Source organism: Pseudomonas sp. EA_105y_Pfl2_R69, assembly GCF_963970915.1.
GTDB lineage: Bacteria > Pseudomonadota > Gammaproteobacteria > Pseudomonadales > Pseudomonadaceae > Aquipseudomonas.
Genome location: NZ_CAXAOO010000002.1, coordinates 345,840 through 362,955, shown reverse-complemented (window position 1 = coordinate 362,955; position 17,116 = coordinate 345,840). Strand labels below are relative to the sequence as shown.

Here is a 17,116-nt window from a genome sequence, read left to right as displayed (position 1 = left end):
CGAAGCCGCGTTGCGAGAGTGATTTGCCGGGGTAACGCTCAGGCCGCTGCAGCCTGCTGCAAATCCTGCCCTGAGGGCCTTTCGCAGGGTGAGCCGGCACGCTGGAGCGAACGTGCCGGGTTTGACGCAGAGCCTGCTCACGATCTTGCGAGCTAAAGACCTACAAGGCAGAAACAGGCGAGGAAGCGGAGTTTACTTTTGTAAATGAGCATTCCGAGCCTGTTTCTAACGCAGTAGGGCCAACGCGCAGCAGATCGTGTGCTGGCTCTCAGAAGAAGCCCAGCGGGTTGATGTCATAGCTGATCAACAGGTTCTTGGTCTGCTGGTAGTGGTCGAGCATCATCTTGTGGGTTTCGCGGCCGACGCCGGACTTCTTGTAGCCACCGAACGCGGCGTGCGCCGGGTACAGGTGGTAGCAGTTGGTCCATACGCGACCGGCCTTGATCGCCCGGCCCATGCGGTAGGCGCGGTTGATGTCGCGGGTCCACAGACCGGCACCCAGGCCGAACTCGGTGTCGTTGGCGATCGCCAGGGCTTCGGCTTCGTCCTTGAAGGTGGTGATACCCACCACCGGGCCGAAGATCTCTTCCTGGAACACACGCATCTTGTTGTTGCCCTTGAGCAGGGTCGGCTGGATGTAGTAACCGCTGGCCAGGTCGCCTTCCAGGCGTTCGGCCGCGCCACCGGTGAGCAGCTCGGCACCTTCCTGCTGGGCGATATCCAGGTAGCTGAGGATCTTGTCGTACTGCTGCTCGGAAGCCTGGGCACCAACCATGGTCTCGGTGTCCAGCGGGTCGCCGCGCTTGATCACCTTGATCTTCTTCATCACCTCGACCATGAAGGCGTCGTAGATCGACTCCTGCACCAGGGCGCGAGATGGGCAGGTGCACACTTCGCCCTGGTTGAAGAAGGCCAGGACCAGGCCTTCGGCGGCTTTTTCGATAAAGGCCGGCTCGGCGTTCATGATGTCTTCGAAGAAGATGTTCGGCGACTTGCCGCCCAGCTCCACGGTCGAAGGGATGATGTTCTCGGCGGCGCACTTGAGGATGTGCGAACCGACCGGGGTGGAACCGGTGAAGGCGATCTTGGCGATGCGCTTGCTGGTGGCCAGGGCCTCACCGGCTTCGCGACCGAAGCCCTGCACCACGTTGAGCACGCCCGGCGGCAGCAGGTCGCCGATAAGCTCCATCAGTACGGTGATCGACAGCGGCGTCTGCTCGGCTGGCTTCAAGATTACGCAGTTGCCGGCGGCCAGGGCCGGGGCGAGTTTCCAGGCGGCCATCAGCAGCGGGAAGTTCCACGGGATGATCTGCCCGACCACGCCCAGCGGCTCGTGGAAGTGATAGGCGGCGGTGTGCTCGTCGATCTCGGCGGCGCTGCCTTCCTGAGCGCGGATGCAACCGGCGTAGTAGCGGAAGTGGTCGGCGGCCAGGGGCACGTCGGCATTCAGGGTTTCGCGCACGGCCTTGCCGTTGTCCCAGGTCTCGGCCACGGCCAGCAGTTCGAGATTGGCTTCGATGCGGTCGGCGATTTTCAGCAATACCAGCGAACGGGCCTGCACGCTGGTCTTGCCCCAGGCATCGGCGGCGGCGTGGGCGGCGTCCAGGGCCAGTTCGATATCGGCGGCATCGGAGCGTGGGAACTCGCCGATTACCGAGGCATCGACCGGGCTGGTGTTGGTGAAATAGCTGCCGCCCAGCGGCGCGATGAATTCGCCGTTGATAAAGTTGCCATAGCGCGGCTTGAGATTGATGACTGCGCCTGGAGTACCGGGTTTAGCGTAAATCATGATGCTGACCTCTCTTGTTGTCGGAGCCTGCCGCCGGGAACGAGGCGCAGGTCATGGTTCGATATTAGGAAGCTGCCGGCGCGGCCGGTATGCGTCCATGGCATGGGACTGCTACTCATTTGGTAGTAGACAGCCCGGCCCTATGCCGCGCGGCAGGGCTCTGGAGTGCTCAGCATAGGCGCTACTGCCGAGCCGCGCCGTCGACAGCGCGGCGCACGTCCGGTAAGGGGTTGGCAACCGGCAGCGCGAAAGGTTCGCGACTCGCCGCTTTCCCCGCCCACAAAGGCCTGCGCATCCGGAGCCCGGATGCAATCCGGAACAAGTCTGCGCCGGCCAAACCGCTCCCGGACTCCATCCGGCGACCCGAGGCATGGCCCGTTCCTACCTCCTGTAAGGCTTGCCCATCGATAGCTCTGCAGATCCACCAGACGACAGAAAGCACAAAGCCGGCTAATGAGCCGGCCTTGTGCAGCATTGCAGCTTCTGCGCTAAGGGATCAGCGCTTGGCCACCAGGTCCTTGGGCAGTTTGAAGGTCCAGAGCATACCGCCCTGGTTGAAGTCCTTCACCCGCTTGGCCACTTCGCCGCCCCACAGCGGCACCGCGCCGCCCCAACCGGAGAGTACGGAGACATACTGCTCGCCGTCCATTTCCCAGGTAACCGGGGAGCCGAGTACGCCGGAACCGGTCTGGAATTCCCAGACCTTGTCGCCGGTCTTGGCGTTGAAGGCCTGCAGGAAGCCCTCAGGCGTACCGGTGAACACCAGGTTGCCCTTGGTGGTCATCACCCCGCCCCACAGTGGCGCGAAGTTCTTGTGCCGCCAGACTTCCTTGCCGGTTTTCGGGTCGATGGCGCGCAGCACGCCGATATAGTCCTCGTTCAGCGGCTTGATGGTGAAGCCCGAACCCAAGTAGGCCGCGCCCTTCTTGTAGGCGATGTCCTCGTTCCAGATGTCCATGCCCCACTCGTTGCTCGGCACATAGAACAGCCCGGTGTCCTGGCTGTAGGCCATCGGCATCCAGTTCTTCGCGCCGAGGAAGGCCGGCGCGGCGAACACACTCTTGCCCTTGGTTTCGCTGCCCGGCGCACCCGGACGGTTGCTGTCGTCGTAGATCGGCCGGCCGTTCTTGTCCAGGCCCTTGGCCCAGGTGATCTTGTCGACGAAGGGGAAGCCGCGGATAAACTTGCCGTTGGTGCGATCCAGTACGTAGAAGAAGCCGTTACGGTCGGCGGTAGCTGCGGCCTGGATGGTCTTGCCGCCTTCCTGGTAGTTGAACGACACCAGTTCGTTGACGCCGTCGTAGTCCCAGCCGTCGTGCGGGGTGGTCTGGAAGTGCCACTTGATGGTGCCGTCATCCGGGTTCAGGGCCAGACGCGAGGACGAATAGAGGTTGTCGCCAGGGCGCAGGTGCGAGTTCCACGGGGCCGGGTTACCGGTGCCGAACAGCAGCAGGTTGGTTTCCGGGTCGTACAGGCCGCCCAGCCAAGGGGCCGCGCCGCCGGTCTTCCACAGGTCGCCCGGCCAGGTCTTGCCGGCTTCGCCGCCGCTGATGCCGTTCTCGACCGCCTTGCCGTCCTTGTAGACATAGCCCATATGGCCTTCCACGGTAGGACGGGTCCACAGCAGCTCGCCGTTTTTCGGGTCATAGGCTTCGATCTTGCCGACCACGCCAAACTCGCCACCGGACACCCCGGTGATCAGCTTGCCGTTGATCACCAGCGGCGCGGCGGTGATCGAGTAACCGGCCTTGTGGTCGGCCACGCTCTTGCGCCATACCACCTTGCCGGTGTCCTTGTTCAGGGCTACCAGCTTGGCGTCCAGGGTGCCGAAGATCACCAGGTCGCCGTACAGGGCCACGCCGCGGTTGATCACGTCGCAGCACGGGCGGATATCTTCCGGCAGGCGCGCATCGTACTGCCACAGCTCCTTGCCGGTACGCGCATCGACCGCAAACACCCGCGAGTAGGAGGCGGTAACGTACATCACGCCGTCCTTGATCATCGGCTGGGCCTGCTGACCGCGCTGCTTCTCGCCGCCGAAGGACAGCGCCCAGACCGGGCGCAGATCCTTGATATTGTCGACGTTGATAGTATCCAGCGGGCTGTAACGCTGGCCTTGCAGGCCCATACCGTTGGTGACGATTTCATGGGTGGTATTCACGTCACCGAGAATTTCCTTGTCGGTAACGGCCCATGCGCTCGCGCCGGACATCAACATGGCGGCACACAGCGTGCTGAGAACGAAAGGCTTGCGTAGACCAGAGTGTTTCATTGCGGCTACCTCTGTGGGTTCATTGTTATTACCGGGAAGTTTTCCCGGTGTGTGACAGATTCTTGGCCTATGGGGGTTGCCCAGCAATTGAACGCAGTACCGATTTCCCTAGTTCCTTGGTAGCAATACTCCCCGCCTGAACCCCAGCACAGACTCGCCGCGCCGCCGACCACGGCCCTGCGGATACCGCCACACCAGGCGTCGACCACGGGCCGCCCCCGCTCCGCGTCGCCGGATTAGTTGTGCCGCTCGGCTTCTGCGAGCGACATAAGTGCCGCTCCGGCGAGCACCAGCGCCTAGTCGCGGGTCAAGCAATGGAGCGCAGCCAGAGCCTGGACGCCTGGCAGCAGGAACGCGGCGAGGAGCTGACGCTGCAATAGGCGAAGCAGCTTTTTGCCCAGCGCTTGTCGATTCCGCGTCGTGGCAAACGACTAGGGGTTGTTGGCAAGGACGCGCGTCCTGCCGCCACGACCTAATCTGCAACCTGTCGACTCGAGGAATCGCCCATGTCGCTGAAACTCTATGCCCACCCCTTCTCGTCGTACTGCCAGAAGGTGCTGATCGCGCTTTATGAAAACGCCACCGCGTTCGAGATGCGCCTGCTCGCGCCGGATGACCCGCAGACGGCGGCCGAACTCGCCGCGCTCTGGCCGCTCAAGCGCTTTCCCGTGCTGCTGGATAACGAGCGTGGGGGGCTGGAGTCGAGCATCATCATCGAGTACCTGGATCTCTATCATCCCGGTCCGCTACGCCTGCTCCCCGAGGACCCACGCGCGGCGCTGGAAGTGCGGACGATGGATCGCTTCTTCGACAACTACATTTCCACGCCGATGCAGAAAATCGTCTTCGATAGCCTCCGCACGGCCGATAGCCGCGATCCTCAGGGCGTCAGCGAAGCCCGGCAGATGCTCGACAGCGCCTACCACTGGCTCGACACCAGCCTGATCGGTCGCCAGTGGGCGGCAGGCGACAGCTTCAGCCTCGCCGATTGCGCCGCCGCGCCCGCGCTGTTCTATGCCGACTGGGTGCAGCCGATCAGCCCGACCCTGGCCCGGGTGCATGGCCTGCGCCAACGCCTGCTGGCGCGCCCCTCCTTCGTCAGAGCGGTGGATGAGGCGCGCCCCTATCGCCACCTATTTCCACTGGGCGCGCCCGATCGGGATTGAAAAGGCTATGCCGCCATCTATGTGTTGCATCGTGCGGGCCTGCCCCGATGTCCAGGCCGCGGTAATTCGTAGGGTGGGTTAGCCGCGTGTGGGGATTGCCAAGCATCTCCTCACCCGGCATGCGGCGTAACCCACCATCGGCGCAACGCGTTCTACCGTCTGGTGGGTTACGCGCCGCACCACTATCGCATTTGGATTATCGAGCAGTATTCGGCGTCGCTAACCCACCCTACAAAAGCTGCTTACAACATGTAATTGGTACATAGCCATTGAAAAGACGTCGGGTTTCGCTTGGCAGGCCAAAGTGCAGCCCGTAGCTCGAATAAGCTCCCGCGCAATCCGGGAAGAACCTATCCAAGCCCCAGCCGAAGCCAATCCCCCCGTAGGAGGGGCTTTAGCCGCGAGCTTTGGCTTTGCCGAACTGCGCAGGTGATCGCGGGCATGGCTAGGCACCCCCGCCGCTCCTACAAAAGCGTATACCGACCAAAACCGGGGACAGCGCCTTATCTATCCACCCGCTGCATCTGCGCCTGCTCGTAGCGCGGGTAGAGGTGGCTGACGCTGCGAATCAGTTCGTAGCGGCTCAGGCTGATGCCGGCAAAGCGTTCGGGGATGGGGGTGCGGATCAGTTCGTTCATTTCCGCGCCGCGCTCGGCTCCGCTGCGCATCACGTCGTCGAGCCAGCCGAGGTAGTCGCGCATCTGCACAAAGGGGGCGGCGTCGCGGGTCAGCGGGCCGTGACCGGGGACGATCTGTTTCCAGGGCAGTTGCTGCAGCTGGTCGAGATCCGCCAGCCAGGTATCCAGCCCCGGGGTGCCGGGGGTGGTCAGGGCGCGCTGGTAGAACAGCAGGTCGCCGGCAAACAGCACGCCGCTGTTTTCGTCGAGTATCGCCAGGTCGGCCCCGCTGTGGCCGCTCAGTGCCAGCAGATGCAGGCGTCGCTCGCCGACTTGCAGCACCCCGGGTTGCAGGGTCTGGTTGGGCAGCAGCACTTCGGTGCCGCGCATCCAGTCGCCTACCAGACGGTACATGTTTTCCGCCATGGCATCGCCCTGCTCGTCGAGCAGGCTACGGGTGCCGGCCAGGGCGGCTATCGGCACATCGGCGAAGGCCTGGTTGCCGAGGGCATGATCGGGGTGGTGGTGGGTCAGCAGCAGTTGCAGCACCGGTTTGTCGGTGACCCGGGCGATTGCCTGGCGCATGGCTTCGCCGTAGCGTTTCGAGGGGCCGCTGTCGATAACCACTACGCCCTGTTCGCTGACGATAAACCCGGTATTGACGATATTGCCGCCGTTGCTCTGGGCGAAGTTGTCGGTGCTGCCCTGCAGCAGCCAGACACCGTCGGCGATCTGCCGGGGCTGCAACTCATACTTCAACTCGGCCTGGGCCGGGCCAAGCGTCAGGCTCAGCAGCAGTAGTATCCAGCGCATGGGATTCTCCCCCCGTAGGGTGCGCCTTGCGCACCAGCCATCCAAGCGGTACCCCGCCCCCGTCAAAACGCCGCCTCGAACTCATTGCCGTTGTTGTCGCGCAGCCACAGCGTGGTTTCGCCCTCGCCCTTCACTTCCAGGCTGATGGTGGGGTTTTCACTGACGGCGGCAAACAGCTCCAGGGTCGCCAGGCTGTTGCCGGCGCTGTCGCGCAGTTCGGCCTGGTTGAGGAAGAACTCGGGGATGCCGCCGACCAGGCCGTTATCCATCGGATGGGCGACCTGCAGGCGCAGGCGGCTGGAGTCGGCCAGGGGATAACGCTTGCCGAGTACCTGGCCCAGGCGCTCTTCCCATCCGGCTTCGGCGCGCACCACACTGGGCGCGGTGCAGCCGCCGCCAGCCGCCTCGACCTGGGCCGAGCCGATATGCCAGAGGCCATCGCGGGTCAGCACCGCGGCGCGGATCGGCGTGGCCTGCTCGACGCGAATGCGGATGGCCAGGCGCGCCCTCACCTGCTCGCCGGGGCGGAAGTCGAAGATCTGCGCAATCGGGTTGAGTTCGGCCCAGGCCAGGATGCGCACCACCTCACCGTCGTAGGCGCTGGCGTCGACCTGGATCGGCACCTGGCGGGCATCCTCGGCAAAGGGCGGCACCTGCACCACGATGCGCTCGTCGAAGACATAGGGCGCGCCGTCGAGCAGGCGCGCGTGGTGGTACTCCCACATCACCGAGCTGACCGGGTCATCCTGCGCCGCCCAACTGTCCCAGGGCACGGCCAGCAGGGCCAGTAACAGACAGCTACGCCAGTCCAGATCCATCCGCCACCTCCGCAGCAACTTCTAACAGGCCGTTGAAAAATGTAGGCGAGGCAGGCAAGACAAGGCAAAAACGGCCGAGGAAGCGGAGTTTACGAGCTGTAAATGAGCATTCCGAGGCCGTTTTTAACGCAGTATTGCCAACGCAGGTAGTTATTCAACGACCTGTCAATCGATATCCTGATACAGGCCCGGCAGCTCGTAACGCAGACCGTAGCGGCTGTAGAGGGTTTTCAGTTCGCCGGCGAGGATCAGTTCCTCGAGCTTTTCTTCCAGGGCATAGGCCAGCTGGCGGTTGCTTTCATGCACCGCCATGCCGATGTCCCAGACCTGCTTGCCCATATCCGGGTAGGCGTTTTCCGCCAGGGCCAGGTTGGTATCGGCGGCCTGCTGCAGCTGCCAGTCGATCTCGCCGCGCATGGCCATCACCGCGTCCACCTCGCCGTTGCGCATCCCGGCAAAAGCCGCCTGGGGCGTGGCGAAGTGGTGGGTCTTGGCGCTGAGCATGCCGTCGAACACCGAGGACAGGTAGAACGACGGCACGCTGTCGACCTCGACGCCGATCGGGTGCCGCTGGAATACCGCGATGCTCGGCACCGCCTCGAGCCGGCGCTGATCGTAGGCCACCTGCCAGCGCTCGCGCTGATAGGCCCCGAACATCACCACCAGTTCGTTGACCAGCTCGCCGAATTCGTTGCTCTTGTAGGCGAATTCGCGGTCGTAGGGCACACGCAGCATCACGTCGGCCAGAACCTCGGGGCGCAGGTAGTGGCCGCGCCAGATATAGTCGCGCAGGTCGGCGTCGAGGTTTTCCCCGGGCGGTGCCCAGATCAGCTCCAGCCGCAGCCCCAGACCTTTGGCCAGGGCCTCGGCGACCTCGTAATCGACGCCCCGGGGCTGGCCGTCCTGCCTGAAGCTGTAGGGGGCGAAATCATCATAGAGGGCGACCTTGAGCACCCCCGACTCGATGATCGAGTCGAAGCTGCGCACCGGCGCGCGGCCGACACTCTGCGCCTGGGCCTGCCCTACCAGCATGGCCAGGCTCAGGGCCAGGTACAGAGCGCACTGGCGCACAAGGGCGACCAGGCTCGGCGCATTCTGGCCCATGGCCGTTACTCCTCGACGGCCACGCTTTCCAGGTAGCTGCGCACGGCCCACAGCGCTTCCTGACTGAGGTAGTCGGCCATCTTCGGCATATACACCCGGCCGTCGCGCACCGCGCCGTTGATCACCCGCTCCTTGAACCACTCATCGCCCATGGCACCGGCTTCAAGCAGACGTAGATCCGGGGCGATACCGCCAGATATGGCTTCCAGGCCATGGCAGGCCGCGCAGTTCTGGTTGTAGGCCGAGGTACCGATTTCGATGGCCTTGGGGTTGCCTCGGTAGGGGTTCTCTTCCAGCCACTCTTCGCCCAGGGGCTCCAGGCCATCGGTCTTGACCGCTTGTGGCACTACATCACCATGGGCCCACAGATTGGCGGAGAAGGCCAACAGCAGGAGCGCACCGGCACAGTTGTTTTTAATAGCCATGATCAGGACCTCTTCTTCTTGTGAATGCACACAGAGCACATCAATAAATCGCTCGTCATCTCCATCTTAGAAAGGCCCCGGACAACAACGAATGCTGCTTTGGTGGCTCACCTCTAGTCCCTTGGTAGTAGGGCCGATGGCGAGCGCCGGCAGGGCTTAAGACCCAAGGCCAAGTCATGACGGCCATGGGCAATTTTCCCGGCAAATCCGGGAGTTTTTCCGTTTCTGCGCGCAGGTCGTGGTTCCACTATCGGCTCGCCGGTTCGCCAACCAGGGCGCACTGGCTGCCTTCTTCATCACGATGGGAACCACAACCATGACAACAAGATCGTTACCCAGCTCGCCACGCCCCGTGGCACTCGCCCTGCACAGCCTGCTGCTGGCCGGCGGCCTGGCCCTGGCGGGCAGCGCGCTGGCCAAGCCCGTTACCTGGGACGATATCGCCAGCGACCACCTGAGCACCGACAACGTGCTGCAGTACGGCATGGGCACCAACGCCCAGCGCTGGAGCCCGCTGGCCCAGGTCAACGACCAGAACGTGTTCAAGCTGACCCCGGCCTGGAGCTACTCCTTCGGCGACGAGAAGCAGCGCGGCCAGGAATCCCAGGCGGTGGTGCATGACGGTGTGGTCTATGTCACCGGCTCCTACTCGCGGGTCTTCGCCCTCGACGCCAAGACCGGCCAGCGCCTGTGGACCTACAGCCACCGCCTGCCGGACAACATTCGGCCGTGCTGCGACGTGGTCAACCGCGGCGTGGCCATCTACGGCGACAAGGTCTACTTCGGCACCCTCGACGCCCGCGTCGTGGCGCTGAACAAGGACACCGGCAAGGTGGTGTGGAACAAGAAGTTCGGCGACCACGCCGTCGGCTACACCATGACTGGCGCACCGACCATCGTGAAGGACAAGGTCAGCGGCAAGAGCCTGCTGATCCACGGCAGCTCCGGCGACGAGTTCGGCGTAGTCGGCAAGCTGTTCGCCCGCGACCCGGAAACCGGCGAAGAGGTCTGGATGCGGCCCTTCGTCGAAGGTCATATGGGCCGCCTGAACGGCAAGGACAGCACCCCGACCGGCGACGTCAAGGCACCGTCCTGGCCGGATGACCCCACCCACCCCACCGGCAAGAAGGCCGCCTGGAGCCAGGGCGGCGGTGCGCCGTGGCAGAGCGCCAGCTTCGATGCGGAAACCAACACCATCATCGTCGGTGCCGGCAACCCCGCACCCTGGAACGGCTGGGCGCGTACCAGCGATGGCGGCGAGCCGAAGGACTATGACAGCCTCTACACCTCCGGCCAGGTCGGCGTCGACCCCAGCACCGGCGAAGTGAAATGGTTCTACCAGCACACCCCTAACGATGCCTGGGACTTCTCCGGCAACAACGAACTGGTGCTGTTCGACTACAAGGGCAAGGACGGCAAGACCGTCAAGGCCACCGCCCACGCCGACCGCAACGGCTTCTTCTATGTGGTCGACCGCGCCAACGGCAAGCTGCAGAACGCCTTCCCCTTCGTCGACAAGATCACCTGGGCCAGCCATATCGACCTGGAGACCGGCCGCCCGGTGGAAAACCAAGGCCAGCGCCCACCCAAGCCGAAGCCCGGTGAGTCCAAGGGCGAGTCGGTGGAAGTCTCGCCGCCCTTCCTCGGCGGCAAAAACTGGAACCCCATGGCCTACAGCCAGGACACCGGCCTGTTCTACGTACCGGCCAACCACTGGAAGGAGGACTACTGGGCCGAAGAAGCCAACTACAAGGCCGGCTCCGCCTACCTGGGCATGGGCTTTCGGATCAAGCGCCTGTTCGACGACCACGTCGGCATCCTGCGTGCCATGAACCCCAGCACCGGCAAGGTGGAATGGGAACACAAGGAAAAACTGCCGCTGTGGGCCGGGGTACTGGCCACCAAGGGCAACCTGGTGTTCACCGGCACCGGCGACGGCTTCTTCAAGGCCTTCGACGCCAGGAACGGCAAGGAGCTGTGGAAGTTCCAGGTCGGCACCGGAATCATCTCCCCGCCCATCACCTGGGAACAGGATGGCGAACAGTACATCGGCGTCACCTCCGGCTACGGCGGCGCGGTGCCACTGTGGGGCGGCGACATGGCCGAGCTGACCAAGCCGATCGCCCAGGGCGGCTCGTTCTGGGTGTTCAAGCTGCCAAGCTGGGACAAGACCACCGCCAAGCGCTGAGTCGCCGGCGCGCCCTATCCGTAGGGTGCGCCGCGCGCACCAATTCTCTCGTCCGGGTGCTCTGCCAGGCACCCGACTTCGTATGCCTCGGTGCGCGTGGCCTGAAAGGCTCCGCGCACCCTACCCGAGGAATCACCATGAACTACCTGACCCTGTTTCTGCCGCTGATCCTGCTGGTGATCGGCTGCCAGGTACTGGCCGACGACCAGGTGCTGACGATCAACGGCTGCCGCATCGAAGCCGACAGCCAGTGCCCCAACGCCGACCTGCGCAATGCCGACCTGAGCCACCAGGACATGCGCCGGATGAACCTGGCCGGGGCCGACCTCTCCGGGGCCAACCTGCGCCACGCCAACCTCAACCTGGCCAACCTGGAAAAGGCCCGGCTGATAAAGGCCAACCTGACCCGCGCCAGCCTGCAACAGAGCAACCTGCGCCAGGCCGACTTCACCGACAGCACCCTGGTAGCCATTCGCGGCTGGGGCCTGTTTGCCCAGGCCGCGCAATTTCACAATGCCGATATGCGCGCCGCCGACCTGGAGTTCGCACGCATGTCCGCCGCCCGCATGCACAACGTCCAACTGCACGCCGCCAACCTGGAAATGACCTGGCTAAGCAAGGCCGACCTCAAGGGCGCATCCCTGACCGATGCCAACCTGCAGGAAGTCAAACTCTCGGGCTCCAACCTGGCCAACGCCGACCTGAGCGGCAGCCGCACCCACTACGGCAACTTCCAGGGAGCCAATATGCAGGGCTGCAAAGCCTGCCCGCCGACCTGGGATTAGACTGTTATGGACGTTCGGAGACAGATCGATTGGCTGAGATCAGGCTAATCCTGATCGGTGAGTAGCTGCGTCTATAGGTGGACAAGCTGCGCGTTGTCCACCCTACAAAAACCGGTTACCGCGTAGGGTGGACAACGCGCAGCTTGTCCACCATCGATATTCGGGCTACTTGCTGGCTTTTATAAATATATTGTTCAAAAACTTGCCGAAATTTAAATGGATACCTTCTGGAGGTATTGATTTCTAGATATAGCCGCCTTAAGTCTTCTGCGACTACTTGGGTTCCTCGAAGATCGCGCATATTTTTCTGCTAACGTTTGATTAAGAGCAGGACTTAGCCCGTCTCAGTGAGCTAGGCGAACAACTCGAACCACTAACTAGGCTTACTACGTATCTCTCTGAATTTTGATGCCAGATCAAGAGCAACTAAAGAATACTCTTTGGCGTCGGAAGATTCGATTGTTTCAGAGCTGTGTGCAGCTTTATTTCTGAGATCTTTAAGCTTTATGTAATACTCATATGTTGACTGGGGTATTAGCCCTTGCTCTCTCATCTTTCTTACCGCTGCGTTTCCAGAGACTCGACCTTTAGCCCCCCTAACCTCTAGGTTGTTGTGTAATGCTGCAGATATTGTTGCCAGTTCAACCTCACGCCAAGCATCTACCACGGCACCGTTTGGCGAAAGTTCAGCGAGTCTTTGTAGCTGGCTTCCTTTGGAGTCGCAAACCTTTAATTCGTTTATATTGCCATTATCTTCGACTACCTGGCGCATCTCAAAAATTTCTATGCCGAATTCAGCTCTTACCCCACCCGCTTCAACTGCATTAATTCGTGCAATTAGCTTTAGAAGCGGAGCCCTTAACGCGGAGAGAATTGCAAGTACAGTTATAGGCCACGCCAATATCTCGACTAGATTAATTACTTGTTCGGCTTCCATGCGTACTCCTTTGTGAACCTAACGCTCCACTCACCGAAATCTTGGGAGCGAAGCAAGTAAAATTTCCGAGTGCAGTGGCTTGTTATACGCCTATACCAATCATGCAACAACCTCAAGCATTTCGTTGTAATGAACTTCGTCAACCTCCCGAAGCCAAGTAAAAATATCACCAATTAAATTTTGGCTTTCACCGACAAGATTTTCCGAAGAATCCTCGTTAATTTCAATAACGACACTGTGAGAATATTTATTAATGAAACGGTAAATTTTTTCTTTTGTGGCTTCATCTGTGATCTCACAACCACTCAAGCCACAAGCCATAAGCTGTGCAATATCACTTCGATGCTTTGGATACTTGAAACTAAAAAACGACTCAAGTAACTTTCGCGCAAGATTCGCTGTTAAGAAGGCTTCGTCTCGCGACAATTCAGGGCTGTCTTTGTATGCATGCAGCCTTGAAAATATGTAATGATATTCTGAATTGTAATTCACCAAGCTGGAGTCAGCATTTTTAAATGTGGAATGACGGGGAATAGCTGTTGACGATTCAATTGTGTAAAAAAACGCATTCGGGTCTTTAGGGGGACTCTTTCTTCTCCTATTTCGGTTTGCACCTTCGAACCAATCACGAACCAATTTGAAGTAAGTAAAGTTGTGCGTCAACACAAACAACTGTTTTGCCTTATCACAATTACTACGCAAAAACGAATATGCATGAAATAGGTGATTTGAATCAAAACTTGATACTGGATCATCTACGACAACAATGGTGTTTTCCATTTTGTTATCGTTTTCCTTTAGCTTGGTGATGAAATAAACAAACGCAATAGCTGTTTTTTCACCCTCGCTCAAATTCCCCTTAACCAAATCAGAATTGTTCCGAAGAATTTCATAACCTTTTTCCACTGGATTGAAGTGAAGAGTTAATTCACTTCGACCAAGGAACTTATGAAGTGATTCGTTAAATTGGCCAGCCCCCAAGCCTTCATTTGATAGTAAATCTTCAAGATCTTGAATTTCAACCTTACGATTGGTTATGGTCGTTTTTAAGATGCTATTTTCCTTTGTGCGATCAGTAATTTCCTTTTTCTTGTCGTGATAGCCAAAAGCCTTAACCTCTGTTGTAGCATAATGAACTTCAAGCTGCTTCTTGGCTTTGTCTGTTTCCTCTTTGAAGTTACCTGACTTGTGATTGTGCTTGCCTACAGCTGTGCTAATCGCGGTCATAGCATCGTTAAAAGCCTTTATTGAAGATTCGTTGATCGCTTCGACCATAAGGCCTGTTTCAAGCGGGTTTCCGGTCTTCTCCTTCAAGGTAGTATGCCAAGCTGATATTTCTTCGTTTAGGTATTTTATAGCTTTTTCCAAGGCTATACATGCATCACTGTATTCCTTTTTTAACTCTTCGTAAAAGTCGCTTGCCGCTGGTAGAGCAGGTGCTTGCATGTATTGACCGGAAAGCCAGCCATCAGCCATAACAAGTCTGTTTTGAAAGGCTTTGTAATCGTCATTGAAATGGGCTTCAAGCTGTTTGGTCCGTTCTTCTGTGATAGTATTTCCACAAAATTCACACTGATTTGTATCGTGGTGCTTGTGAAGATCAAGACCAGTTTCTACCCAGGACTTAATATCACCATGCTCAACAAGACGTTGAATTGTTTTGCTGACCACGCTGGTCTTTAGAAGATCATCAAGGCGCTCTTTCGCTTTGGCGAAAGCCCCCTGACTTATGCTCTGCTGGGTAAAGGCAATTGGATTCTTTTGATCTGGTTTAGCAGCGTTGGTCAGCTCGATGATTTTATCTTCACCAAGAAGCGGAATATCAGTTTTTGTGGCTTCAAGGTTAACAGCGATGAACGCTTCAAACTTACGTTTATCATAATTAAGATAATAGCGGTCAGTCGTATCAATCGACTGAAGGCTTGTTTTTATGTATCTTGCGCTATCAGTTCCAAATTTTGAAACTGTATCTTCAAGATTTTTAATTTTCTCGGCTTCTTTGCTAAACACTTCGGAATCGGCGTGTTGTGCCTTCTTCAGTTCTTCCAGCTTTTCGCGCTCTTCAATTTTGGCTTTGTCTACAAGCAAAATGCTTTTGACAACGCTGTCCCATGAAATGTTTTCGTCAATGAAGTCATGATTGAAGGTGTAGACGTTTAGATCAGATTCTGCAATGTTCGTCTGTGTGATTTCCTTACCACTGTCTATGCTTACGGTGAATTCAGAGGAAGGAAATTTTTCTGAAATGACTTTATTTTCGATGCACCGGAACAAGCCTGACAACGTAGATTTACCGCTGCCATTCCAGCCGTAAAACAGGTTGTATTTTCCAAAATCATTGACATTGGCGTTCGTGTAACTCTGGAAGATACCGAACTGCTTTAGTTTTTTAATATTTTTTATTGACATATGATCCCTGACCTATAAATCACTCAACTCTCGATAGGCGTATAACACCTGAGCTCAGGTGCGTTTGTTGGGTATCAACTCGATGGCCTCTGATAGTGCCGATTGATCACGTCGATCAAACCCTCAGCAGGAGCCGACAGACTGCCGGATAATTTATTGAGAGACGCAATCGCGTGAGAGACATCGTTGGCCGAAAGACTCGGATTGTTCTTATCCAAGACGTCCCGAATCCGGTCGATTATTTCAGTTGCCTGATAGTGATCGGAACCCTGACGAATTGAAACCAAAATGAGTTCCGCATACTTATAGATGGCCCAAGAATAACGCTTCTCGGTTAGCGCAGCTTCGGCTTGCCTCTCTGTGTCGTTGTACTCCAAATCTACAAGGCTCTTATTTAGAGAGCCAACCCGCGAGGACAATTCTCCGAGCTGTTTCTCGATACTTTTCTTTACCGTAGATTCAATAGCACTTTGGCGGCTATCAAGCCGCTCGATCAAGGCTGAGGATTTTTCATCAACTTCGTGCTGAAGAAGTGCTTTGAGTTCCGACTGAAAACCTCGATTTTCTCTAGACAGGGCTTCAAGATCCCTCTCATAGGAGATCTTGCTTGAATACCAATTGAATGCCGCCAGCCCGACAGCCAAAGCAATAATGCTTCCAAGTGACCACAAGACGACTGAAAGGAACTGCTGCTCATATTCACGGATAGTCTGCAGCTGAGCTTTCAGAAGAAGGATTTCTCCTTTTTGAGAAGAATCAGAAGTCGGCTGAATTGCAGCGGCCACAGAAGTGGGAGCAGTCGGCCCTGGTGTCGACTCAGCCATAGCAACCTGACTGAGCAGCAACATAACGAACAAGACAAGTCTATAAAGCTGCGATTCCATGACCGCGTTTCCCTTGATGACCAACAGTAATTAGATGGAATTCCACATTAATCCATTACACGAGAATTCGGTCTAACACCGTATGCCCGCCATGGCCCAGTGCCATCAATCTACACCGAATCAACGGCGTGCGGCGAGCCCGCAGGCAGCGGCCAGCGTGATAAGGAATGGTGCTTTTGCCGCACTGGTTATAACGGTATAGCCCGTGCATCGCCTTCAGGTCATTGCAACCTGGCGGCCTCGCCGTTTCAGGCGCTTTCCAGCCCCACCCGGATCACGCCGGTGTCGATGGCCAGGTGCACCAGTTCGGCATGGGAGTCGACCTGCAGTTTGCTCTTGAGCAGGGTCAGGTTGTTGGAGACGGTCTTGCTGCTGATGCACAGTTGCTCGGCGATCCGCCGGTTGGGGATGCCCTTGGCCAGCATCACGAAAATTTCCAGCTCGCGCTGGGTCAGGCCCTGCAGGCGCGGGTCGTGGCTGCCGTCCTGGCCGCGGTTGCAGGCCAGGTGGGTGGCGAGCTCCTGTTCGATATACACGTGCCCGGCCAGGGTGCGTTTGACCGCCTCGATCAGCACCTGCGGCGATGAGGTCTTGGTCAGGTAGCCCAGGGCTCCGGCCTCCAGGGCCTGGCGCACCAGCGGCAGTTCGTCGTGCATACTGAAGAACAGCACGCGGACCTGCGGCAAACGCTGGCGCAGCCGGCGCAGGGTTTCCAGGCCGCTGATGCCGGGCAGGCCGAGGTCCATGATCACCAGGCTGGGAATCTGTGCCTGCACCTGGGCCAGGGCCTGCTCGCCGTCACAGGCTTCGCTGACCTCGACCTCGGGCAACATGGCTCGCAGCAGGCTGGCATAGCCTTGGCGCACTACGGCGTGGTCGTCCACCAGTAGAATTTTCATGGCTATGTCC

At 58.6% G+C, this 17,116-nt stretch carries 13 protein-coding genes; 3 read left to right on the top strand and 10 right to left on the bottom strand.

The genetic code is table 11. From position 1 onward, the window contains the following. Positions 1–268: 268 nt before the first annotated feature. Together exaC and AACY13_RS07465 are read right to left on the bottom strand one after the other, a co-directional pair. Positions 269–1,789, bottom strand: a complete 1,521-nt coding sequence (gene exaC / locus AACY13_RS07470; RefSeq protein WP_339460458.1) for an acetaldehyde dehydrogenase ExaC — start codon at positions 1,787–1,789, stop codon at positions 269–271. A gap of 496 nt (positions 1,790–2,285) precedes the next feature. After that, entirely contained in the window at positions 2,286–4,061 is a 1,776-nt protein-coding gene (locus tag AACY13_RS07465; RefSeq protein WP_339460457.1) for a methanol/ethanol family PQQ-dependent dehydrogenase, read from the bottom strand. 506 nt (positions 4,062–4,567) lie between these two features. On the opposite strand from AACY13_RS07465, the gene AACY13_RS07460 reads away from it, so the two are divergent. Next, entirely contained in the window at positions 4,568–5,227 is a 660-nt protein-coding gene (locus AACY13_RS07460; RefSeq protein WP_339460456.1) for a glutathione S-transferase family protein, read from the top strand. Positions 5,228–5,730: 503 nt separating this feature from the next. Here AACY13_RS07460 and AACY13_RS07455 read toward each other — a convergent pair. The 4 genes from AACY13_RS07455 to pedF all read right to left on the bottom strand — a co-directional run bounded on the left by AACY13_RS07455 (position 5,731) and on the right by pedF (position 9,004). Further along, positions 5,731–6,657, bottom strand: a complete 927-nt coding sequence (locus AACY13_RS07455) for a quinoprotein relay system zinc metallohydrolase 1 (protein ID WP_339460455.1) — start codon at positions 6,655–6,657, stop codon at positions 5,731–5,733. Between the two features lie 62 nt (positions 6,658–6,719). Next, the gene (locus AACY13_RS07450) at positions 6,720–7,469 is read right to left on the bottom strand and encodes a quinoprotein dehydrogenase-associated SoxYZ-like carrier (protein WP_445262553.1); all 750 of its coding nucleotides are present in this window, start codon (positions 7,467–7,469) and stop codon (positions 6,720–6,722) included. A 171-nt stretch (positions 7,470–7,640) separates the two neighbouring features. Then, positions 7,641–8,579, bottom strand: a complete 939-nt coding sequence (locus tag AACY13_RS07445) for a transporter substrate-binding domain-containing protein (protein ID WP_445262543.1) — start codon at positions 8,577–8,579, stop codon at positions 7,641–7,643. A 5-nt stretch (positions 8,580–8,584) separates the two neighbouring features. Then, entirely contained in the window at positions 8,585–9,004 is a 420-nt protein-coding gene (pedF, locus tag AACY13_RS07440; protein WP_339460453.1) for a cytochrome c-550 PedF, read from the bottom strand. Between the two features lie 316 nt (positions 9,005–9,320). On the opposite strand from pedF, the gene exaA reads away from it, so the two are divergent. Beyond that, complete coding sequence (gene exaA, locus AACY13_RS07435) at positions 9,321–11,192, top strand: quinoprotein ethanol dehydrogenase (protein ID WP_339460451.1); 1,872 nt, start codon at positions 9,321–9,323, stop codon at positions 11,190–11,192. Positions 11,193–11,329: 137 nt separating this feature from the next. After that, positions 11,330–11,977, top strand: coding sequence for a pentapeptide repeat-containing protein (locus AACY13_RS07430; protein ID WP_339460450.1), 648 nt, complete (start codon positions 11,330–11,332; stop codon positions 11,975–11,977). Between the two features lie 373 nt (positions 11,978–12,350). Here the strand turns inward: AACY13_RS07430 and AACY13_RS07425 are convergent, their stop codons facing one another. From AACY13_RS07425 to AACY13_RS07410, 4 genes are all read right to left on the bottom strand, one after another. Continuing rightward, positions 12,351–12,914, bottom strand: coding sequence for a hypothetical protein (locus AACY13_RS07425; protein WP_339460449.1), 564 nt, complete (start codon positions 12,912–12,914; stop codon positions 12,351–12,353). 99 nt (positions 12,915–13,013) lie between these two features. Then, entirely contained in the window at positions 13,014–15,323 is a 2,310-nt protein-coding gene (locus AACY13_RS07420) for an AAA family ATPase (protein WP_339460448.1), read from the bottom strand. A gap of 74 nt (positions 15,324–15,397) precedes the next feature. Then, a complete protein-coding gene (locus tag AACY13_RS07415; protein ID WP_339460447.1) occupies positions 15,398–16,207 on the bottom strand; it encodes a hypothetical protein in 810 nt (269 codons plus the stop codon). A gap of 248 nt (positions 16,208–16,455) precedes the next feature. Continuing rightward, positions 16,456–17,106, bottom strand: a complete 651-nt coding sequence (locus tag AACY13_RS07410) for a response regulator transcription factor (RefSeq protein WP_339460445.1) — start codon at positions 17,104–17,106, stop codon at positions 16,456–16,458. Positions 17,107–17,116: the final 10 nt, after the last annotated feature.

Coding starts and splice junctions, on each gene's coding strand:
- exaC (WP_339460458.1), bottom strand. CDS start 1,789: ATGATTTACGCTAAACCCGGTACTCCAGGCGCAGTCATCAATCTCAAG.
- AACY13_RS07465 (WP_339460457.1), bottom strand. CDS start 4,061: ATGAAACACTCTGGTCTACGCAAGCCTTTCGTTCTCAGCACGCTGTGT.
- AACY13_RS07460 (WP_339460456.1), top strand. CDS start 4,568: ATGTCGCTGAAACTCTATGCCCACCCCTTCTCGTCGTACTGCCAGAAG.
- AACY13_RS07455 (WP_339460455.1), bottom strand. CDS start 6,657: ATGCGCTGGATACTACTGCTGCTGAGCCTGACGCTTGGCCCGGCCCAG.
- AACY13_RS07445 (WP_445262543.1), bottom strand. CDS start 8,579: ATGGGCCAGAATGCGCCGAGCCTGGTCGCCCTTGTGCGCCAGTGCGCT.
- pedF (WP_339460453.1), bottom strand. CDS start 9,004: ATGGCTATTAAAAACAACTGTGCCGGTGCGCTCCTGCTGTTGGCCTTC.
- exaA (WP_339460451.1), top strand. CDS start 9,321: ATGACAACAAGATCGTTACCCAGCTCGCCACGCCCCGTGGCACTCGCC.
- AACY13_RS07430 (WP_339460450.1), top strand. CDS start 11,330: ATGAACTACCTGACCCTGTTTCTGCCGCTGATCCTGCTGGTGATCGGC.
- AACY13_RS07425 (WP_339460449.1), bottom strand. CDS start 12,914: ATGGAAGCCGAACAAGTAATTAATCTAGTCGAGATATTGGCGTGGCCT.
- AACY13_RS07420 (WP_339460448.1), bottom strand. CDS start 15,323: ATGTCAATAAAAAATATTAAAAAACTAAAGCAGTTCGGTATCTTCCAG.
- AACY13_RS07415 (WP_339460447.1), bottom strand. CDS start 16,207: ATGGAATCGCAGCTTTATAGACTTGTCTTGTTCGTTATGTTGCTGCTC.
- AACY13_RS07410 (WP_339460445.1), bottom strand. CDS start 17,106: ATGAAAATTCTACTGGTGGACGACCACGCCGTAGTGCGCCAAGGCTAT.